The sequence below is a fragment of the Streptomyces luteolus genome (genome assembly GCF_029968015.1).
Lineage (GTDB): Bacteria > Actinomycetota > Actinomycetes > Streptomycetales > Streptomycetaceae > Streptomyces > Streptomyces luteolus.
The window spans coordinates 82722-104462 of the sequence record NZ_JASCIS010000007.1 but is presented as its reverse complement, the minus strand read 5'-3'; the positions used below and the strand labels follow the sequence as shown (position 1 = coordinate 104462).

Sequence of the window (21741 nt, the reverse complement as noted above, 5' to 3'; positions counted from 1 at the left end):
GATGGCATTGCTCGAGGTACGCGACCTGTCCGTCACCTACAGCCCCCGCGACGCCGCCGCCGTCCGCGCTGTCGAGGGCGTCAGTCTCACCATCGACGACGGCGAGTTCGTCGGGCTGCTCGGCGAGTCCGGCTGCGGCAAGTCCACCCTCGGCAGTGCGGTGCTGCGGCTGCTTGAGAAGCCGGCGGCGGTGACCGGTGGATCAGTCGTCTTCGACGGAGTCGACATCACCGCAGCCGGGGAGGACGAGATCCGGCCGCTGCGCTGGGCGAAGATCTCCACTGTGTTCCAGAGCAGCATGAACTCGCTCAACCCGGTCATCACCGTGGAGGCACAGTTCGCGGACACGTTCGCTGCCCACCCCGGCTGCCTGCCGCCGGACGTGGATGCCCGTCAACGGGCCGTGGACCTGCTGGAGATGGTGGAACTGGACGCAGGCGTACTGCGCCGCTACCCGCACGAACTCTCCGGCGGGATGAAGCAGCGGGTGGCGTTGGCTCTGGCACTCGCGCTGTCCCCGCGCTTCGTCCTGCTCGACGAGCCGACCACCGGACTCGACGTGGTCGTGCAGCGCGCCATCCTGGACCGGCTGCGGGCGCTGCAGTCCGAGTTCGGCTTCGCCGTGCTGTTCATCAGCCACGACCTCGGCACGGTGATGGAGATGGCCGACCGGGTCATGGTGATGTACGCCGGGGAGATCGTGGAGGACCAGCCGGCCGAGGCGATGATGAGCCGTCAGCTGCACCCGTACACACAGGGGTTGCTCGGCTCGTACGCCGACCCTCGTGACGCGGAGCTCGGCGTCGACTACGTCCCCGGCCGACCGCCCAACCTGGCGGACCCGCCCGCCGGATGCCGGTTCGCGTCCCGCTGCCAGGTCGCCGTCGACGACTGCTCGACGGTCCACCCCGAGCTGCTGCCGGCAACCTCCGGCGCGGCGCGCTGCCTCCTGGTCGAGCGGGCCGGAGGCACACCGGTCGACGCGGAGCTGTCCGGGCGTTTCGTCGCTGCCCGCCCGGCGACACTCGACGAGAAGCCGGTCCTCGCCGTCCGCGACGTGGCCAAGCACTACCGCGTGCGGCGGCGCGGCGGCCACACGGTCAAGCAGGCTGTGGAAGGGGTCTCCTTCGAACTGCGCCCCGGCCGGGTCACCGCGTTGGTCGGACAGTCCGGCTCCGGCAAGACGACACTTGCGCGGCTGATCACCGGGATCGAGCAGCCGACTGCCGGGACGGTGAGCTTCACGCCCTCCGACGGGTCGGCCTTGGACGTCGGCCGACTGCGAGGCCGTCGGCTGCGCGCCTACCACCGTCACGCCCAACTGGTGTTCCAGGACCCCTTCGGGGCACTCAACCCCACTCGCACCCTGGCCTACGCACTGACCCGGCCGCTACGGAACCATCTGGGCCTGAGCCCCGGAGCGGCCCGGCAGCGGGCCGGGGAACTGCTGGAAACCGTCGGTCTGTCGCCCGCCGCCCAGTACCTGGACAAGCTGCCGCATCAGCTGTCCGGGGGGCAGCGGCAGCGCGTAGTGGTCGCACGTGCCCTGGCGCCCGAGCCGACGCTCCTGGTCGCCGACGAACCGATCTCGATGCTCGACGTGTCCATCCGCGCCGAGATCATCCAGCTTCTCGACGGCTTGGTGCGCGACCTGGGCATCGCCATGCTGTACATCACCCACGACCTGCTCAGCGCACGGCTGCTGGCCGACGAGGTACTCGTACTCAAGGAGGGCCGGGTCGTGGAGGAGGGCCCGACCCTGCAGGTGATCCGGCACGCCGAGCACGCGTACACGAAGTTGCTGCTCGACTCGATACCGAACCCTCGGACGGGATCGACCCGGCGGAACAGTCGGGCAGGTGGTACAGCAGGACTGCCTGCCGCTCCCGTGATCCGCGGATGAGGCTTGATTCCCGATCTCTCGGGAATTGCATCGGCCGGGCGCGAAGCCGCAGGTCGAGCTCACGCAGAAGGGCCGGCAGGCCAGGCTCGGCGATCGCCGATCCACGACCGTGGTCCGGACACCGGCCCGGCGGTGATCACCGGCCACCAAGGTCGCCCGGAACCCCGCGCCTCGGCACCGGCCTCTGACGCGACGGAAGATCGCTTGAGTAGTCATGATGCGCTCGCTCGGGTGCGGCAAGTGAGACAGGAAGCCCCGGACCTCGGCCCGCACAGGCTGCGTCGATTCAACTCCGTCACCTGGTGGTTCTCGCGCGCCCGACAGCTGCTCGGCCGACGGAGCCAGGCGGTCGGCTTCGGCGCGCAGTTGCGGTCGAGTTCGGTGTGGCGGCCTGATGGGGGCTGTGTCGGTACGACAGCCCGCGCGACACTTGCGTCGCCTACGTCCGGGAGGTGCGCCGACTCCTCGGACCCGAGGACGACGACGGTGCCGTCCGGTTGCCTGCGCTGCCGCACCCCGGCGTCGAGACCGGGCTCGGCGTGCTGCGCCCGGCGCTCGCGCGCGCCGCCGGTCAGGTCGCGGACGCCGCGATCAGCTGGATGACCCCGCATGGCTACGTCCAGGACACCCTGCTGCCCGCCATGGCCAAAGGCGCCGCCGAGGCGGGCCGCCCCGTGCCGCGCGTGGTCACCGTCGTGCACGCCGCCGTCGACCGCCCGCACCGCAACCCGTACCGGCTCGCCCACACGGCGGCCCGCGCTCACCTCGCCGGACCCCACTACTCCGACATGCTCCGCCGCGCCGGGCTGCGCGTGCACCACAGTCGCCCGAACCTCGGCGCCCGCACCCTCGTCAACGCCGGCGTCTTCCTCCACGGCACAGCCCAGGAGATCGCCGCCGGACTGGCCGAATACGGCCGTGCGGGCGTGGACGAAGTTGTCGTCAACGTCGCGGGCGTGTATTCCGACCATGGCCGAGAGGACGCCGTACGAGACCTCCGGGACATCCTGACGGCGTGCCGCGAGGCGGAGAGCTGATACACGATCGGGTGCGGCGACACGGGCGGACCGCAGGGGCCGCGCTCCGCCGCACGCAGGGAGGAGAGGCACCCCGGTGCCCGACGACATCGCCCGCTGGCTGACCGAGCGCCCCCGCCCCCTGGACACGCTGACCCCAGGTGCGCCCACCGACGACCTGAAGCCGCTGGGGGAGACGCTGCGCGGCGCCCGGATCGTCGGTCTCGGCGAATCCACCCACGGCACCGCCGAGTTCTTCCGGCTGAAGCACCGGATCGTGGAGTTCTTGGTACGCGAGGAGGGGTTCACCGTCCTCGCCATGGAGGCCGGCCAGTCCGCCGCCCTGGCCGTGGACCTATACGTCCGGCACGGCGTCGGTGGCCCCTGGATGATTGAGTCCGATGTTTGTGCCGGCCGCGACCATGGCGAAAGGCGCCCGTTGGCCTGAGTGTGACTTCTGGCTTGGACGCCCTTCTGGCGGGCACTGTACGTGTTCATCGATGACCATGTGGCCCCTCGTCGCCGGATCGGGCGACCCCCGGAACTGACGGACGCCGAACTCCTGTGCCTCGCAGTCGCACAGGTCCTGCTCGGCTTCCCCCTCCGCCCCGGCACTGGATCCGCTTCGCACATGCACGGCTGGGACATCTGTTCCGCTACCTGTCGCGGACGGTGCCGGTCCGGCGCCGAATCATGCGGGCCGGCCTGTTCGAGGGCCCGAAGTGAGGTCGCGACCTAACCGCGGGAGGTGGCGGCGTCCACCAGCCGGGCCAGTGGCTGGTATCCGGCATCAACAACGCGTAAAGACTGCCGGGTTCCGGCAATGCGGTGGGCGTATGAGGCGCGTCAAGATGGCTGTGGGCGGAAACGGGGGAGAGCCCGGGTGCCGGGTTCCCGAAGCGGATCCCGGCACCCGGACACGCTCCCGATGCAACCGAGTACACGGGGGAGGACGGGGCATGGGGGAACTTCTCGGTGCGGCCGTGGGTTTTCCGGGCGTCGTCTTCAGTTCCGCCCTGCTGGTCGTCGTCGCCTTCTGGTTGCTGGTGCTGTTCGGCGGTTTCGATGCTGACGGTTTCGACGGGGACGTCGACCTGGGCGCTCTGGGGCTCGGCGGCGTGCCCGTCACGGTCGCCGCGTCGCTGATGATCGTGGTCGGCTGGCTCACCGGCGTGACCGGGTCGGTGCTCGTCGCGCGGGCCGGACTGGGCGGCTTCGCCCAAATCGCCGCCGCTGCTGTGGTGTTGCTGCTGTCCCTCGCCGTCGCATGGTGCGCGGCCCGGGCCCTCGTGCGGCCGCTGGCCAAGCTGTTCCCCGACGAACCCGGCCCGTCCCGGCAGGACTTCGTCGGGTCCCTCTGCACCATCCGCACGGGGCGGGTGGACGCGGAGTTCGGCCAGGCCGAGGTAGCCGCACGGGACGGGTCCACCGCGATCGTCCAGGTTCGGCAGTACGGGTCCGACGCGCTGTCGGCCGACAGTACGGGTCTGCTGTACGCCTACGACGACGCCGGCGAGTTCTTCTGGGTGGCGGCCCATGACGCGGAGCTCGGTTCCGCGCCGCTGGATTGAGCCCCGCGTATCCGCAGGCCCTGAGCACGCACACCCGCTCCCATACGTCGCTTCACGGCTGCTCGCCGTCTCACCTTCTCACCGCTCCAAAGGACTTCACATGGATGCCATCACCCTGGGCATCGGCGTGTCCGTCGCCGTTGTCCTGCTTGTAGTCGTCGCCGTCCTGCTCGTGGTCACACGGCTCTTCCGCAAGGTCGAGCAGGGCAAGGCGCTGATCGTCTCCAAGATGCGCAAGGTCGATGTGACCTTCACCGGGCAGGTCGTCCTGCCCGTATTGCACAAGGCCGAGATCATGGACATCTCGGTGAAGACCATCGACATCGTCCGCACCGGCCGGGACGGGCTGATCTGCCGGGACAACATCCGCGCAGACATCCGCATCTCGTTCTTCGTACGGGTCAACAAGACCGTGGAGGACGTGATCCGGGTGGCCCAGGCCATCGGCACGGCCCGGGCGAGCGACCAGAACACGCTGCAGGAGCTGTTCAACGCCAAGTTCTCCGAGGCGCTCAAGACGGTCGGCAAGCAGATGGACTTCGCCGACCTCTACACCAAGCGCGACGAACTCCGGGACCGCATCATCCAGTTGATCGGCACCGACCTCAACGGCTACAGCCTGGAGGACGCGGCGATCGACTACCTGGAGCAGACGCCGCTGAGCCAGCTCGACCCGTCGAACATCCTGGACGCTCAGGGCATCCGGAAGATCACCGAGCTGACGGCCGTGGAGCACGTGCGCACCAACGAGTTCACGCGCCACGAGGAGAAGGAGATCACCCGGCAGAACGTCGACGCCCGCGAGGCGATTCTGGAGCTGGAGCGCCGGCAGGCGGACGCCGAGATCAAGCAGAAGCGCGAGGTCGACACCGTACGGGCGCGTGAGGAGGCTGAGACCGCGCGAGTGGTGGAGGAGGAGCGGCTGCGGGCGCAGGGAGCGTTCCTCGCGACCGAGGAGAAGCTCGGCGTGCAGCGCGAGAACCAGGCTCGCGAGGTTGCTGTCGCGCAGAAGAACCGCGAGCGCGTCATCGCCGTCGAGAGCGAGCGCATCGAGAAGGACCGCCTCCTCGAAGTCATCGCCCGCGACCGGGAGACCGAACTGACGCGGATCGCCGCCCAGAAGGAGGTCGAGGCGGAGAAGCGGGAGATCGCCGACGTCATCCGGGAGCGTGTGGCCGTGGACCGTACGGTCGCGGAGCAGGAGGAGTCGATTCTGAAGCTGCGGGCCGTGGAGGAGGCGGAGCGGCAGCGGCAGTCCGTGATCATCGCCGCCGAGGCGCAGGCGCAGGAGGGTCTGGTCAAGAGCATCAAGGCGGCGGAGGCCGCCGAGCAGGCCGCAACGCACCGTGCCGCGGAGGAACTCACCCTGGCCGAGGCCCGGTTGAAGGCGTCCGACCTGGACGCGCGGGCCAAGCTGCGGATGGCCGAAGGCGTCCAGGCAGAGTGCGCAGCCGAGGGCCTCGCGGCCGTGCAGGTCCGCGAGAAGGAGGCCGACGCGATCGAGAAGGCGGGCCGCGCCGAGGCGCAGGCCACCGAGGCGCGGATGCGCGCGGAGGCCGAGGGCGTCGAGGCCAAGCTGAAGGCGGAGGCCGCGGGCCTGACGGAGAAGGCGGCTGCGATGGCCGCGCTCGATGAGGCGTCCCGTACGCACGAGGAGTACCGGCTGCGTCTGGAAGCCGAGAAGGACATCCGGCTCGCCGGCATCGACGTGCAGCGGCAGGTCGCCGAGGCGCAGGCCACGGTGCTGGCCACCGGCCTGGAGAACGCCGACATCAGCATCGTCGGGGGCGAGTCCGTCTTCTTCGACCGGCTCGTGTCGTCGATCGCGCTCGGCAAGGGCGTCGACGCCTTCGTCCAGAACTCCGACACCGCCCAGACCCTCGCGGGACCGTGGCTGGACGGCACCGCGAGCTTCACCGACGACCTGGCCAAGATGCTCGGCTCGGTCTCCACGGCGGACGTGCAGAACCTCACGGTGTCCGCGCTGCTGATGAAGCTCATGAAGGGCGGTCAGTCCGGGCCCCTGCGTGAACTCCTGGACAAGGCAGGCCAGTTGGGTATCGCCGACATGCCGATCGTCGAGCTGAACGGCGCCCGCAAGAGCTCGCCCGCGGGCTGACCCGGACCGGCCGGGGTCGCTGCACGGGGGGCAGCGACCCCGGCCCCGTACGCCCTCCTGATCCCCCCGCAGATGTACGCGCCACTCGGCACCACACGGAAGGACGCCGGACACCATGGAGACCAGGAGCGGAACCACGGCCGGAACCGAGGCCGGGCCTGGACCCGAGGCCGGGCCCGAGGCCGGGACCGAGGCCGGGACCGGGCCTGGAGCCGAGGCCCGCATGGACGCGGGAACGTACGAACTGCTGCGCGCCCGGCTGGCCAGGGAAGCACGGCAGTTGGCCGACCGAGCCACCGCCCTCAACGAGCGCCGCGCCGCGGCCTTCGGCTCGAACGGCCTGACCCTCGCCGACACGAGGAGTCTGCGCACCGACCACCCGTGCACCCTGCGCGACGTCGTCGCCATCGGCGACGTCCTGCTCCTCGGCAGCGACCGCGCTCCCGGAGCGGAGTCGACGTCGAAGACCTCGGTCGCCGACGTCTTCGCCCTCCTCGACCGGGACCTGAACCGGCAGCCCGACGACGCCGTCCCCGGGCTCCTTGACGACCCCGTCTTCGCCCGCGAGTTCGACGCCCTGTTCCGCTACTACCGCCAGGCCCGACTGCTGCGGCTCCGGCACGTCGACGGCAAGCTGCTCGCCGTCTTCCAGACCGGCGAACGGGCCGAGGACATCCGGGTGCTGCGCTGGGCCCTCGCCGCCGACGGGCGCGCCGAGTTCCTGGACGCACGCGGCGACCGGGACCACGCCGCACCTCCGGCCCACGACTTCACGTGGACGGCCGCGACCCGCGACGACCATGTGCAGGGCCGGCACCCGCACGTATCCGTCGGCGGCGAGGTGTTCGTCTCGACGGTCGGCGGACAGCTCACCGTCAGGGTGGAGGACGACACCGAGACCGGCCGAGGTATCCACGCGGAGCCGGTGCAGGAGCCCCTGCAGTCCCTCGCGGACGCCGACGTGGAGCACGCGCGCGTGGGCCCGCTGATCCTGCTCCGCGTCCGCCCCTACAAGGAGACTGCCTGGCGGCACTTGGTTTTCCACACCCTGACCCAGGCCGTGGTCAGCCTGGACGGGATAGGGCAGGCGTGCCGACGGCTGCCAGAGGATCAGGGCATCGTCTTCCCCGGCGGCTACTGCCTTGCGAGCGGCGCGTACAAGACCTTCGACGGTACGGACACCGACGGCCTGGAGTTCGAGCGCACGGTGCGCTCGCCCAACGGCGAGGACGTCCTCTACGCCTTCCGCGCTCGCGAGGACGGCCGCAGCCTGCTCCTGCCGTACAACCTGATCCGCAAGGAGATCGCCAACCCGCTGCCCTGCCAGGGGTACGCGCTCCTCGACGACGGCACGCTGAGCGTGCTGCGGACCGGGGCCGTGGAGCCCGCGCGGGTGCACCCCGTGCAGATCTGGCGATCCCCGTTCGTCGCCGACACCCACGCCCATACCGCGGCCCGGCCGGCCGACGACGGCCCGCTGGCCCGCATCGGCAACGCCGACCTGGTGCGCGGCATCTCCGACTGCCTGTCCGTCGCCCGCGCCGTCACCGGGACCACGCCCACCACGGGCGTCTACGAAGCGCTGCTCGCGTCCTGCGTCCGCACGGCCGACTCCCACCACTGGCTGGGCGAGGACGAAGTCGGCGACCTGCGCACCCCGTTGGAAGCCGTGCGCGCCACCGCCGAGCAGGTCCTCGCCGAGTTCGCGACCGTCCAGGCCCTCACCCGGCAAGCCGCCGACGCACTGGAGGAGTCGGCCGCACGCATCACCGCCCTCGTACGGCGCATCCGCGGCGAGTCCCCGGGCGGGGCCGCCGAATGGGTCGACCGGCTCACCGAACTCCGCCTCGCCCAAGGGCAGTTGCTGACACTGAAGGACCTGCGGTACGCGGACACCGACCGCATCGACGCACTCGCCGCCGACCTCGCGGACGACCTCGCGTCGGCCGGGCGGCGCGCCGTCGCCTTCCTGCAGCGCCCCGACGCGTTCGCCGCCCACCACGCCGACGTGGCACAGCTGGCCGCCGACACGGAGGCGATCACCACCGTCGCCGAGGCCGAAGCCCTCTCCGACCGGCTGCGGCAGCTCACCGAGCGGCTGCAGACCGTCACCGAGGTCGTCGCGGGGCTCGACGTCGGCGATGCGACCGTCCGTACCGCCGTCCTGGAGCGGATCTCCGAGGTCCTCGCGGACGTGAACCGGGCCCGTGCCGGACTGGACGCGCGACGGCGTGAACTCACGGTGCACGAGGACCGGGCCGAATTCGCGGTGGAACTCGCCCTGCTCGGCCAGGCCGTCACGGGCGCGCTCGCCGCCGCGACCACGCCGGAGAGCTGCGACGAACAGCTGGCCCGTCTGCTGCTTCAACTGGAGAACCTGGAGGCCAGGTTCGCGGACTCGGACGCGTTCCTCGGCGAGATCGACACCCGACGCACCGAGGTGTACGAGGCTCTCGCCGCCCGCAAGCAGACCCTCGCCGACACTCGCGCCCGGCACGCCGAACGCCTCGCGACCTCCGCGGGCCGCGTCCTGGACACCGTCACCCGACGCCTCGCCGGCCTCGCCTCCGCCGACGAGATCAACACCTACTTCGCCTCCGACCCGATGGTCGGCAAGGTCCGCCGCACCGTCGACGAACTCCGTGAACTCGGCGAGCAGGCACGGGCTGAGGAGCTGGAGGCCCGCATCGGGGCGGCCCGCCAGGAGGCCGCCCGGTCCCTGCGCGACCGCACCGAGCTGTACGCCGACGGCGGTGACACGCTCCGGCTCGGCCGCCACCGGTTCGCCGTGAACACCCAGCCCCTCGACCTCACCGTCGTCCCGCACGGCGACGGCATGGCCTTCGCCCTGACGGGCACCGACTACCGCGCATCCATCACCGACCCGGCCTTCGCCGAGCTGCGCCCCTACTGGAACCAGACCCTGCCCTCCGAGAACCCGCAGGTCTACCGCGGAGAACACCTCGCCGCCCGCCTCCTGGACGAACATGGCGCCGAGGCACTGCTCGCCGTGGACGACCTGCCCGCCTTCGTGCGGGCGGCTGCCGAGACCGCGTACGACGAGGGGTACGAACGCGGTGTCCACGACCACGACGCGACGCTCGTCCTGCGCGCGCTGCTGCGCCTGCACGGTGACGCCGGACTGCTGCGGTACACCCCGCGCGCCCGAGCCGCGGCCCAGTTCCACTGGGCGCACGACACCACTCAGGAGCAGCGTGCGCTCTGGACCCGCCGTGCCGTGTCACTCGCGCGCGCCCGCGACACCTTCGGGCTCTCTCCCGCCATCGACGACTTCCGCGCCGAACTCACCGCCAGGATCGGAGACGAGGACGCCGCCGCGTACCTCTTCGACGAGCTCACCACCGGACCCGAAGGCTTCGTCACCTCGACGGCGGCCCGCACGCTCCTCGACAAGTTCCGTCACGCCACGGACAGTTCGGCGTATGAGGACGACCTGGACGCCGTCACCGACCGGCACGCCCGACGCCAGCTCGCCGAAGCCTGGCTGAGCTCCTACCTGACGGCCTCGGGGGAGAGCGGAGACCTGGACGAGGCGGTCGCCGTCGAACTCTGCCGCGACCTGCCGCGCTACGACAGCGCCGCACGGCTGACCGCGACAGTCGACGGGCTCCTCGGAGCCCACCCGCGCATCGAGGGCCGCGCCCTCACCGCACGCATCGACGAACTCCTCGACCGCACCCGACGGTTCCGCACCGCCACCGTCCCCGGCTTCCGCGCCTACCAGTCCCTCCGGACGGACCTCGCGGCCGCCGAACGGGCCCGGCTGCGCCTCGACGACTACCGCCCCAAGGTCATGACCACCTTCGTCCGCAACCGGCTCATCGACGAGGTCTACCTGCCCCTGATCGGCGACAGTCTCAGCAAGCAACTGGGGTCCACCGGCGGCCTGTTGCTCCTGGTCTCCCCGCCCGGCTACGGCAAGACGACCCTCATGGAGTACGTCGCCGACCGGCTCGGCATGATCCTGGTGAAGGTCAACGGCCCCTCCCTCGGGCACGACGTCACCTCGCTCGACCCGGCCGAGGCGCCGAACGCCACCGCCCGCCTGGAGATCGACAAGGTCAACTTCGCCCTGGAGGCGGGCAGCAACGTCCTGCTGTACCTCGACGACATCCAGCACACCTCGCCGGAACTCCTGCAGAAGTTCATCGCGCTCTGCGACGCCCAACGCCGCATGGAAGGCGTCTGGAACGGCGCCTCACGCACGTACGATCTGCGCGGCAAACGCTTCGCCGTCTGCATGGCAGGCAACCCCTACACCGAGTCCGGCGCCCGCTTCCGCATCCCCGACATGCTCGCCAACCGCGCCGACGTGTGGAACCTCGGCGAGGTCCTGACGGGCAGGGAGGACGCTTTCGCTTGCAGCTTCGTCGAGAACGCCCTGACCGCCAACCCCGTCCTCGCCCCGCTCGCCGGACGCGACCGCGCCGACCTGGACCTGCTGCTCCGCCTCGCCGATGGCGACCCCACGGCGCGCCGCGACCAGTTGGCCCACCCGTACGCGCACGCCGAGCTTGACCGCATCGTCGCCGTACTGCGTCACCTGCTCACCGCACGGGCGACGGTCCTCGCGGTCAACGCCGCCTACATCGCCTCGGCGGCACAGTCCGACGAGTCCCGGACCGAACCGCCCTTCCGGCTCCAGGGCTCGTACCGCGACATGAACAAGATCGCGGCACGTATCGACCCGGTGATGAACGACGCCGAGCTCGCCGCCCTCATCGACGACCACTACGCGGGCGAAGCCCAGACCCTGACCACCGGCGCAGAGGGCAACCTGCTCAAGCTCGCCGAGCTCCGCTCCACGCTCAGCCCGCAGGGAGCGGCACGCTGGGCCGAGATCAAGGCGGCCCATGTCCGCGCGGCCCGTCTCGGCGGCCGTGGCGACGATCCGGTCACCCACGCGGTGGCCGCCCTCGACCTGGTGGCCGACCGGCTCGCCGCCGTAGAGTCGGCCATCAGCCGCGCCACCGATCCGCGCAACGTCCTGGCCAACCCGTCGGGGCGGCACGCCAAGGGGGCGTGTTGACTGGCGCGGCGGCACACAGGCGGTGCACGGACGGCAAGCGCGGGGGCCTCAGGTGACGAAGCAGAACACTCAGGAGCAGCCCCTCGACGGGTACTCCGGGCTCGTGTCCGAAGTCGCCCGCACCGGGCGTCGGCTGACTCGCGACGAAGTGGACTCCCGCCGCGCGGTGGGAGAGGCCGCCGCCGCGGCAGGGCAGAGCCTGCGCTCCGCCATCCGCGACCACGTCGTGGGGATGCGCGCCGCATGGCCGCGTACGGAGGCGTGGGACTCGGCGGACCGGGCGCTGGCGGCGGTGGAACAGGTCATCGACGCGCTGGCCGAGGGCTACGAACGGGCCCAGCGCCTTGCCGTGCGTGAGGAGGAGTCCTTCCGCCGTGAGTTCATCGACGACCTGCTCCATGGCCGCAGCTCGCTCGGCCGGCTCGCCGAGCGGGCCGAGCGATTCGGCCTCCGCCTGGCCCGCGGACACGCGGTCGCCGTCGCCCAGGGCAGCCGGGCGTACAGCGAGGCCGACCCGGTGGCCCGTCGGGTGGACGAGGCCATGCACGGACGGTTCGGAGAACGCAGCATCCTGCTGACGACCAAGGAAGGCCGCCTCATCTGCATCGCGCCGGGCGACGACAAGGACGTGCTGGTTCACTTCGCCAAGCAGGCACACGCCGCAACCGACGGCGGGCAGGTGGCCATCGGCCGCCAGCACGCGGGCGCGGGAGGCGTCGTGCAGTCCTATGAGGAGGCGCTGAGCACCCTCGATCTGGCCGCCCGCATGGGCCTCGACGCACCGGTCCTGCACTCCGCGGACCAGCTGGTCTACCCCGTGCTCACCCGTGACCGCCAGGCCATGGCCGACCTGGTGACCAGCACCCTGGGACCGCTGCGCGAAGCGCGCGGCGGAGCGGGGCCGCTCCTGGACACGTTGACGGCGTACTTCGACGCCGGCTGCGTGGCGGCCCAGGCGGCGCGCAGCCTCTCGCTGAGCGTGCGCGCGCTGACCTACCGCCTGGAGCGCATCCACCACCTCACCGGAACCAACCCCACCGACCCACTGCACCGCTACACCCTGCAGACCGCGGTCATCGGCGCCCGCCTCCTGGACTGGCCGAGGAGCGAATTGTGAGGGGGACGTGTGACGGCCATCGTGCCGAGATCGGCGGTGCTGAGCGTGTGTGCGCCGGGTCAGGAAGAGTGCCGGCGTGACGTGCTGTCGATGACCGTAGGGTCTGCCCCCGTGCTGCTCATCCTGCGGGACGTGTTCCACACGCTGTGGCATCCGACCCGGCACGGTGGGCCCAGCAGGATGGTGATGATGTCCCTGTGGCGGCTGTCTCTTGTGCCTTGACGGCTTCCACTGGCGCGGCCGACCCAGCGCGCGGCGGACAGCCCCTGTTGCGCTCGGGTTGCAGCTCGGTGTTCCGCTGGATCGGCTGATCACCGTGGGGGTGCTGACCTGCGACTTCTTTCACCTGTTTCTGTTCCACATGTTTCGCGATGACGCATCACTTGGAGTGCGTGGCGATTCTGGAGCCGACCAAAAGAGCTGTCTGACCTCTGATTCTGCGGAGGTCACGCAGGATGAAGGGTTCGTAGGCTCGATCATCCGAGGGGGCGGCGACGCTCCGTGGAGACCTCGTTCTCGACTCGTAGCGCGTCTCCGGGACCGGGGCTGATGCCCAGGGCCGCACGGCGGTGAGGGACACGAGACCCCTCTTCTTCGATGTCAGGAACCGGAGCCAGGGCTTTCCGTGTCCAGTTCCAGGTCCACGCTGTACAGCGGTCGGTCCTCGATCCCCAGGGCGCGCATCAGTTCGTGGGTCGGAATCCGGTACTTGCGCCCGACCCGGAGGACGGGGCAAGGGAACTCGTCCCTGCGGATCAGTCGGTACGCCGTCGTCGAGCCGATTCCGAGCGCTCGGGCCGCCGTCCGCAGGTCCACTGCGACGGGCAGGTCGAACATCTCGGTGAAACTGAGTCGGCCGTCCGCTGAGTCCTTCATGCTCGCCTCCCCGCAGGGCGGGGCGGCCGGGTGCCCGCGCGTCTCCCGGACCGTCGCCTCTTCCGGGGTTGTGGTGTGTCGAACGGCCCTTCGTGCCGTCGTCGGTGCCGGACGGTCGACCCGCACGTCCAGGCCCTCACGGCGTCCGCTTTCCCGTCGGACGCGGCGAGCGCGTGCTCCTGGGCGATGCGCTCGACCTGCGTGGAGGGGAGCTCCCGCAGGCGCTCGCGGGCGTAGCGCCACGCCCTGGTGCGCGCCGCCTGGAGGCGGTGGAGAAGGCCCCAGGGAAAGCCGCAGCGCTGCGCTGGGATGCGTGTCTCACTGTCCCGTCAGCCTCCGGGGGAGTCCCGGATTGTCCGCGCGCCGACCGCGACAGCGACGCCTGTGACCGTCCTTCCGAACCGGAATCGGGGACGCGACCGGAGATCGCAGATATCATTACGGGTCGGAATGACCGCTCAACTCCCTTGCCTGCACAGGGATTTGATGGAGTGACAGAGAGGTTGCCGCGTGTATCTGAGCGTCCCTTTCGAGGACGGTGAGATCTTCGTCGTCGAGTTGAGCGAAGAGCAGGGGTCAGGGGTGATCCGGGCGAGTCGCGGCGACGAGCTCTTCGAGGCGTCCGCCGATACGTTCGAGTCGGGCATGGCAAGGGTGCGGCGGGTGGCCGCGACCATGTTGGAGCGGCTGGCGGATATGCCACGCAGCCCTGATCATGTCCGCGCGGAGTTCGGGCTGCGCGTCACAGCGGAGGCCGGCCTCGTCGTGGCGAAGGGGTCGGGAGACGCGCACATCAAGCTGGAGTTGGAGTGGAGCCGCCCCGAGGGCGGCAGGTGACATCGGCGGGCGAGGCCGACTCGGCCTGGCAACGCGGAACGGCCCGGGTGCTGCTCGACGGCAGGCCGGTAGGGGTCGCCTTCCTGATCCCCGACCGGCTGCTGCTCACGTGTGCCCATGTCGTCGCCTCAACCGCGGGCCTCCCGGAGGACGAACCGCTGCCGGACCTCCTGCCGGTCACCCTCGACTTCCCCCTGCTGCCCGGGCGTCCCGAGGTCGCAGCCCGCGTGCACTTCAGCGTGCCCGTGGCCGGTGACAGCAGCGGGGACGTCGCGGTCCTGCAGCTGAGCGGCGAGCCCCCACCGGGTGCCGAACCCCTGCGGATCGTGGAGGCGGAGGACCTGGCAGGGCACCGCTGGCGGGCGTTCGGTTTCCCGAAGTATCAGGGCAGAGGCGGCAGCAAGGACGCCGGCATCTGGACCCGCGGCGTCGTCGAGGGCCGCGAGGGCACCGGCTGGTGGCAGCTGACCTGCGACGAGGACGTCCCGTTTCCGCTGGCGGGAGGCTTCAGCGGGGCGCCGGTGTGGGACGAGACGTACGGCGGCGTCATCGGCGTCGTCGTCGCAGTCGAGGGGGACCAGCGGCGCAGGACCGGCTACGCACTCACCGTGGACTCCCTCACCCGGGAGTGGCCCCACCTGCGCAGACGGCTGCTGGCGGACAGCCCGTACCGCGAACTGCTGCCGTTCACGGAACACGACCTCTCCGTCTTCCACGGCCGTACGAACGAGACGCAGCAGCTGATCGAGCTGTTCGAGCAGCAACAAGTACCCGTCCTGACCGTCCTCGGGCCGTCCGGCGCCGGCAAGTCGTCTCTGGTCGGCGCCGGCCTCATCGGAAACCTCGACAGCGATCGATACCTGATCGCCCGCTTGCCCATCGGCCTGCGCCTCACCGCCGAGGAGTTGCTGGCCTGGGCCCTCGCCTCGGCGGGAGACGCGGACACCATGCAGACGGGCTGGCACGACCGCTGGTCGGAGCTTGCCCGGCAACTCACCGACGAGCAGGGCATCCGTACCGCCGTGGAGCGGACCCTGGCCCGCCAGGGCGGACAGTCGCGGCTGGTGCTGGTGGCCGACCAGTTCGAAACACTGCTCGCGGACGCGCCCGACACCGCCCTCCGGTTGGACGCCATGCTCGGGGTGCTGACCGCCCGCCGTACGGACGGCAGTCGTCCCGCTCAGGCCGTGGTCGTGGCCAGGATCGACTTCCTCCAGCAGATCGAGCAGCTTCCGCACCTTCGTACGGCATGGGACACGAGCCCCGTGGTGGTGCAACCCATGACGCGTGCGCAGCTGCGCGAGGTGATCACCGGTCCACTGGAGGGGCGTGCCGGGGTCCGGTTCGCCGATGGCCTGGTCGAACAGCTGCTGCGGGACACGCCACCGGGTCCGGCCGCGCTCCCCATGCTGGAGTACGCCCTGAGCCGACTCTGGGAGCGACAGGAACGCGGGTGGCTGACCAGCACCGCGTACCAGGAGATCGGTGGCGTGGAGGGCGCGCTGGCGGGAGAGGCGGAGCGGCGGCTGTGGGCCTGGGCCGACGCGACCGAGCAGCGGAGGCTGGAGCGGATCTTCATCCAGCTCGTGCGCCCCGGCGAACAGCTGGACGCCGGGGAGCCCGGCCCGGACACGCGGCGCGTCGCCGCTCGCGCCCAATTCGACGCGGACGACTGGGCGTTGATCCACCGACTGGCTGGCACGCGCCTGGTCGTGGTGACGCGCCGTCCGACGGAGCGGGACACCGCCGAACTCGCGCACCAGGCAATCGTGGAGAAATGGCCGCGTCTGCAACGCTGGGTCGAGGAGAACCGGGAATTCCGCGGCTGGCAGGAGGGGCTGCGCCGTTCCCTGCGCACCTGGCAGGAACAGGGAAGGCCGCGCAAACCGGCCCTCGGCCGGGAGCAGATCACGGAGGCGCGGCGGTGGATCCGCACCCGCGGCACCGAAATACCCGCTGACGAAGCCGAGTTCGTGTCCGCCAGTGCGCAGGTCCGGCGTCGGCGGCAGCTGGCTCTCGTCGGCCTCGGCCTGCTCACCGCGATCGTCCTCATCGCGGCCGCCCTCGTCGCTCTCGACGCCCGCAGCCGCGGGAGCGAGCAGCAGGCCCTGGCCGCCACGCGAAGCCTGACGGATCAGAGTCGGCAGCAGGCCATCACCGATCCCGCCCTGGCGGCCCGCCTCGCCCTGGCCGCACACGCCATCACGCCGACCCCGCAAGCCCGGGCCCGCCTCGTGGCCGCCGCTTCCTCACCTCAGCGGGGCGTCCTCACGGGACACGGCGCAGAGGTGCGGTCGGTCTCCTTCAGCCCGGACGGCGAGACCCCCGCGACCAGTGGAAGGGACGGCACCGCCCGCCTGTGGGACATGGCCGGGAGCCGTCGCGCGACCGCGCTCGACGGCCACGGCGATCAGGTGCAGTCGGCGGCGTTCAGCCCCGACGGCAGAACTCTCGTCACCAGCCACGACGGTGGGAAGGTACGGCTGTGGGACGCCCGAAAGCGAAAGCCGACCGCCGTCCTGGAAGGCGCTGGGGGGCCGGTGGCCGTGAGCCCGGACGGAACCACGATCGTCACCGGCGGCCCGCAGGGCACGGCCGTGCTCTGGGACGCCCGCACCCACCGGAAGACCGGCGAACTCCGGCTCCACCGCGACGAGAAGAACGTTGCACTCCACGATGTCGCCCTCAGCCCGGATGGCACGACCCTCGCCGTCACGGTCTACGGCGCCGGTGTCGACAAGAGCGACCAATCCGAGGTGCAACTCTGGGACGTACGGAAGAAGCGCCGTACGGCCACGCTGAAGGGGCACACCGGCCAGGTCAATTCGCTGGCCTTCAGCCCGGACGGGGCCACGCTGGCCACGGGGGCAAGCGACGCCACGACCCGTCTGTGGGACATGCGGACGAAGCGCTCGGCGGACCCGCTCACCGGACAGCGTGGCACCGTGTTCGCCCTGGCGTTCAGTCCGGACGGCCGGACCCTGGCGACTGCGGGCGACGCCCGGACCGTGTGGCTGTGGGACGCACAGGCGCGGGTGGCCCTGACCGTGCTCAACGGCCACACCGAACTCGTGAGCGCACTCGCGTTCAGCCCACGGGGAACGACCCTGGCCAGCGGAGCCAAGGACGGCACGGTCCGGCTGTGGGACATGCGGGCAGGCCGGCCGCGCGGCGTGATCGAGCGGCCCGCGGGGTCGGAACCCCGTGCCAAGGCGACGGTACCGCCGGTCGACTACCGGCCGGACGGGAAGGTCCTGGCGGTCGGTGACAACTACGGTGGCGTGCGGCTGTACGACGTCCGCACCCGGGCCCTGCTGGTCCGCCTGACCGGACTCGACGGCATGGTGAGCTCGGTGCGGTTCAGCCCGGACGGCCGGACCATCGCCGCGAGCAGCAACGAGAGTCCGAAGGTCCTGCTGTGGGACGCGCGGAGCCACCGTCGCCTCGCCACCCTCGACCGCCACACCAGACCGGTGTACGCCGTCCGCTTCAGCCCCGACGGCAAGACCCTCGCCACCAGCAGTTACATCGACGACACCACCCGGTTGTGGAACGTACGGACCCACGAGCACCTGGCCTCCCTCGACGGCGGGTCGAGCTGGGCGGACTTCAGCCCGGACGGCCGGACGCTCGTGACCGGCAGCTTCCAGTCCTCGGACGTACGGCTGTGGGACGCGCGAACCCACCGCCGTCTCGGCACCATCGACGCGGTCAGCAAGACGGTCAGCTCCGTGGCCTTCAGCCCGGACGGGAGCACGCTGGCCACGGCCGGCTGGGACGGCGAGTTGAGGCTGTGGGACGTGCAACGCCGCCGCCTTACCGCCGAAATCGCGGGCCACACCGACTTCGCGCAGTCGGTGACCTTCTCACCGGATGGCAAGACCCTTGCCAGCAGCGGCCGGGACGCCACGGCGCGACTGTGGGACGTGCGCAGCCACCGCCGCATCGCCACCCTCACCGGTCACACCGGTCCCGTCTGGTCGGCTGTCGTCAGCCCGGACGGCAAGACCTTGGCAACGACCAGCGACGACCGCACCGTCCGGCTGTGGGACATGGAGACTCACCAGCAGCTGGCCATGCTCACCGGCCACACCACCGTCGTGCACGCGGCAGTCTTCTCGCCAGACGGCAACTCCCTTGCCACCAACGGCAGCGACCAGACCGTCAGACTGTGGGACACCAGCGCCTTCAACGATCTCCCCACGCTGGTCGACCGGGTGTGCGCGATCGCGGGCCGCTCGCTGACGGAACAGGAATGGCGACGCTACGTTTCCGAGGGGGTCGCGTACCGCCGGATCTGTTCCTGAGCCGTTCGTCTCGTACGTCAGTGGTCGGCGGCGTACGAGACGAAGGCGGCCCATTGCTGGGCGTCGAAGGCGAGTTGGGGGCCCTGTATGTGCTTCGAGTCGCGTACGTGAATGGTTCTGGGGGCGAAGGCGACCTCCACACACTCGGGGCCGTCATTCGTGCTGTAGCTGCTCTTGAACCACTCCAGCGCGGAACCGTTCCCCGTAGAGGGGTTGGTGATCATGTCTCTCCCAGCACTCTCTCGATAAAGGCCAGCGACTCACGGGGTGCGAGGGCCTGGGCCCGGATGATGCCATAGCGGATCTCGTGGATCTGGACCTCCTTGGGGTGCGAGATCAGCCGACTGGTGAGCTGAACCTCGTTGTGCCCCACGGTGTCCCCTTTCTTGAGCCGGAGCAGTTGGAGTGACCCCGCAAGGCCGGCATGGTCCTCGCGATCCATCGGCATCACCTGGATCTCCACGTTCCGCCGCCGACCGATCTCCAATAACCGTTCGAGCTGTTCCCGCATCACCATTCTGCCCCCTAGCGGTCGGCGCAGCGTCGCCTCCTCCTGGACGAAGCTGAAGACCGGGGCGGGCTGTCGGTCGAAGATCTCCTGGCGTGCCAAGCGTGCGGCGACGAGACGCTCAACCTCGTCCTCGGCGAAGGGAGGACGCCGCATCCCGTACAACGCCCGCGCGTACTCCGGCGTCTGAAGCAGGCCGTGAACGACAGAGTTGGCGTAGGCACACAGCTCAACCGCCTCCCCCTCCAACTTCGCCAGATCCCGCACCTTCTTCGGATACCGAGCCTGCTCCACATCCCTCGTCAGCCCGACCAGCAGCCCACCGGCATCCAACACCCGATCCGCCGCCTCCAGGAACGTCGCACTCGGCGCGCGCCGCCCCCGCTCGACTGAGGACACCTGCTCCTCGCTGTACCCGATGGCCGTCCCCAACTCGGCCTGTGTGTAGCCCTTTCGCTCCCGGCAGGTCTTGATGACCCTGCCCACCATGCGCAGTACCGCCGCCGACTCCTCGTCGTCGGCGCCGCACGGCTCCATCCCGTCGCCGCCCCGCGAACCCTGCCCCGTCACGCTCACGCCCGGACACCTCCCTGCGCCTGTCGCCCGTACCCAACTCCCCTTTGACGTACGGCGTAACGCCACGCCGCCCGGACAGCCCCGGACAGCGCCCGGACAGTGACGCCACGTACCGTTGTCGTCACTGGTCAGCGTAGAGTCGGCCGACCACGCTGAGTGACATGAACGCCGATATTGACCACGCGGACGCGAGCCACCCCGAGTCCGCCCAACTCGCCACCCCTGCACATCAGTTCGTCATCCTGCTCTCCGCCACCCCGAGGGGCGCGCGTCTCGCCCGGCGTCTCGCGGCCGGGCAACTCCACAGCTGGGGTTGGCCCTACGAGACAGAGGCCAATCACACGGCGACACTCCTCGTGGCCGAACTCGCCGCGAACGCCGCCGTGCACGGACGGGTGCGGGGCCGTGACTTCCGTCTGCGCCTCACCGCCTCCCCGGGGGATCCCGTCCTCCGTATCGAGGTCACGGACGCCCGCCCCGACCGCCGCCCGCCTGCTCCCGGCACGCTCCCGCCGCCGTTCCCCGACCTGGAATCCGGCCGAGGTCTGCTGCTGGTCGAGGCCCTGTCCACCGGCTGGGGAACGAGCGGAGACACCTACACCAAGACCGTGTGGTGCGAAGTCGCCCTGGCCTGACTGTCAGTGGTCTCTGCGAGGCTGCTCTGCATGACGCGGACCGTATTCGTGAACCTCGCCTATGTGTGGGGCCAGTTGACCCTCTTCGAGGGGCTTTGGATCGTCCTGCTCTGGCAGACCCGCTCCCGTGTGCTGGGCAAGGCGGTCTATTGGATACCCGGAGCGCGGCGGATCCGACGTGGTGCGTGTGAGAGGCGGGTCGGCGTGCTGCTCGATGAACTGAAGAGCCGGGGCGTACCGGAGGAGGAAACGCCGGACAAGGACCAACTCGTGGACCGGTGGCACCGTATCGTCCTCGGCCGGTGCGTCTCCCAGCCTCTCCTGGCGGCGCCGTTCCTCCTCGTGATGCTCTCCTTCTCGTGGTCCATGGTGCTCGCCGGGAGTGACGTCATGCCCTTGTGGATGGTCGCCGGCATCGGCGGCTTCGGTGCCGTCTCCATCGCACTCCTCGCCGCCGACGAACGCGCTGTCGCCGTCTCCGACCCAGCCGGGGTCGTCACGGTGGAGGCCATCCACTGCCTGGAGACGCTGCTCGTACCAGCCCGGCGCCGTTCCCAGGACTCTGCTCTGCACGCCCATGGCAGGCTGTTCGGTCGTCTCCGCAACGCCCTGCGCGTGCAGGCCCGGCATGGTCCCCGCACGATGTCGGCCGGCGCGCGTCAGCGGGCACACGGGACGACGGAACGGCTGATCGCGGTGCTCGGGGACGCGGATCGGCGCTACCTGTTCAGTGAGGGCGCCGAGCGCGACACCGCCGAACGTGATCTCTCCAGGCTTATCGCCTCGATACTGGCCCACAGCTGTCCTCCACGAGCGCAGCGGACCAGCCTGCTGATGGTTGACCTCGCACTCCTGCCGGACACGGCGGAATCAGATGCGGCGGACAGCGCACCCGAGCCGTTTCGCAACTGGCTGCTCGCGGGCGCGGGCAAGCTGGCAGTTGCCGTGAGCCTGCTTGCCGGCGCAGCCCTCTTCCCCGGTGGCGGACCGCCCTCGGCCCTGCTGGCTGCCGCGGGCCTGGCTGGCGTCGCCCTGGTGTACGCGCCACTCCGGGACGCCCTGCAACGGGCGAGACCGCTCCTCGTCGGAGGCCCGCCCGCGGAGCACGGGGGAGCGGAGGCAGCCGCCGAAGAGCCGCAGACGCCGCCGGCACGGCCCGTCCACTGCTCCCACTGCTTCGACCACTCACCGGTCACCGCGGGATCACGGCCGGTTGCGTGAGAAGC

General features: G+C 70.6%; 14 protein-coding genes and 1 pseudogene. 12 read left to right on the top strand and 3 right to left on the bottom strand.

Going from position 1 to position 21741, the window contains the following annotated elements; all coding sequences use genetic code 11:
- Nucleotide 1 precedes the first annotated feature (1 nt).
- From QIT00_RS09125 to QIT00_RS09095, 8 genes and pseudogenes are all read left to right on the top strand, one after another.
- The gene (locus tag QIT00_RS09125) at nucleotides 2–1903 is read left to right on the top strand and encodes an ABC transporter ATP-binding protein (protein WP_282534636.1); all 1902 of its coding nucleotides are present in this window, start codon (nucleotides 2–4) and stop codon (nucleotides 1901–1903) included.
- A gap of 401 nt (nucleotides 1904–2304) precedes the next feature.
- Nucleotides 2305–2940, top strand: coding sequence for an LLM class flavin-dependent oxidoreductase (locus QIT00_RS09120; RefSeq protein ID WP_282534741.1), 636 nt, complete (start codon nucleotides 2305–2307; stop codon nucleotides 2938–2940).
- 76 nt (nucleotides 2941–3016) lie between these two features.
- Nucleotides 3017–3367, top strand: coding sequence for a TraB/GumN family protein (locus QIT00_RS09115; protein ID WP_282534635.1), 351 nt, complete (start codon nucleotides 3017–3019; stop codon nucleotides 3365–3367).
- Between the two features lie 2 nt (nucleotides 3368–3369).
- Nucleotides 3370–3624, top strand: a pseudogene (locus tag QIT00_RS39145) (IS982 family transposase); the annotation flags it as partial.
- Nucleotides 3625–3878: 254 nt separating this feature from the next.
- The gene (locus QIT00_RS09110) at nucleotides 3879–4490 is read left to right on the top strand and encodes a hypothetical protein (protein ID WP_282534634.1); all 612 of its coding nucleotides are present in this window, start codon (nucleotides 3879–3881) and stop codon (nucleotides 4488–4490) included.
- A gap of 100 nt (nucleotides 4491–4590) precedes the next feature.
- The gene (locus QIT00_RS09105) at nucleotides 4591–6609 is read left to right on the top strand and encodes an SPFH domain-containing protein (protein ID WP_282534633.1); all 2019 of its coding nucleotides are present in this window, start codon (nucleotides 4591–4593) and stop codon (nucleotides 6607–6609) included.
- Nucleotides 6610–6724: 115 nt separating this feature from the next.
- Nucleotides 6725–11659, top strand: coding sequence for a DNA repair ATPase (locus tag QIT00_RS09100; RefSeq protein WP_408909744.1), 4935 nt, complete (start codon nucleotides 6725–6727; stop codon nucleotides 11657–11659).
- A 52-nt stretch (nucleotides 11660–11711) separates the two neighbouring features.
- Nucleotides 11712–12776, top strand: a complete 1065-nt coding sequence (locus tag QIT00_RS09095; RefSeq protein ID WP_282534632.1) for a PucR family transcriptional regulator — start codon at nucleotides 11712–11714, stop codon at nucleotides 12774–12776.
- Between the two features lie 600 nt (nucleotides 12777–13376).
- Here the strand turns inward: QIT00_RS09095 and QIT00_RS09085 are convergent.
- The gene (locus QIT00_RS09085; protein ID WP_282534631.1) at nucleotides 13377–13652 is read right to left on the bottom strand and encodes a helix-turn-helix domain-containing protein; all 276 of its coding nucleotides are present in this window, start codon (nucleotides 13650–13652) and stop codon (nucleotides 13377–13379) included.
- A gap of 510 nt (nucleotides 13653–14162) precedes the next feature.
- On the opposite strand from QIT00_RS09085, the gene QIT00_RS09080 reads away from it, so the two are divergent.
- The gene (locus tag QIT00_RS09080; protein WP_282534630.1) at nucleotides 14163–14489 is read left to right on the top strand and encodes a CU044_2847 family protein; all 327 of its coding nucleotides are present in this window, start codon (nucleotides 14163–14165) and stop codon (nucleotides 14487–14489) included.
- The gene (locus QIT00_RS09075; protein ID WP_282534629.1) at nucleotides 14462–18796 is read left to right on the top strand and encodes an nSTAND1 domain-containing NTPase; all 4335 of its coding nucleotides are present in this window, start codon (nucleotides 14462–14464) and stop codon (nucleotides 18794–18796) included. Before QIT00_RS09080 ends, QIT00_RS09075 begins: the two co-directional genes overlap by 28 nt.
- Before the next feature lie 17 nt (nucleotides 18797–18813).
- On the opposite strand, the gene QIT00_RS09070 is transcribed toward QIT00_RS09075, so the two are convergent.
- Nucleotides 18814–19020: a DUF397 domain-containing protein gene (locus QIT00_RS09070; protein ID WP_282534628.1), complete on the bottom strand. Its 207-nt coding sequence runs from the start codon at nucleotides 19018–19020 to the stop codon at nucleotides 18814–18816.
- On the bottom strand, nucleotides 19017–19841 hold the full coding sequence (locus tag QIT00_RS09065; RefSeq protein WP_282534739.1) for a helix-turn-helix domain-containing protein: 825 nt from the start codon (nucleotides 19839–19841) through the stop codon (nucleotides 19017–19019). The genes QIT00_RS09070 and QIT00_RS09065 overlap by 4 nt, the downstream gene beginning before the upstream one ends.
- 200 nt (nucleotides 19842–20041) lie before the next feature.
- On the opposite strand from QIT00_RS09065, the gene QIT00_RS09060 reads away from it, so the two are divergent.
- Together QIT00_RS09060 and QIT00_RS09055 are read left to right on the top strand one after the other, a co-directional pair.
- Nucleotides 20042–20515: an ATP-binding protein gene (locus QIT00_RS09060; protein ID WP_282534627.1), complete on the top strand. Its 474-nt coding sequence runs from the start codon at nucleotides 20042–20044 to the stop codon at nucleotides 20513–20515.
- Between the two features lie 30 nt (nucleotides 20516–20545).
- Complete coding sequence (locus tag QIT00_RS09055) at nucleotides 20546–21736, top strand: hypothetical protein (RefSeq protein WP_282534626.1); 1191 nt, start codon at nucleotides 20546–20548, stop codon at nucleotides 21734–21736.
- The last annotated feature ends 5 nt before the right edge of the window (nucleotides 21737–21741 follow it).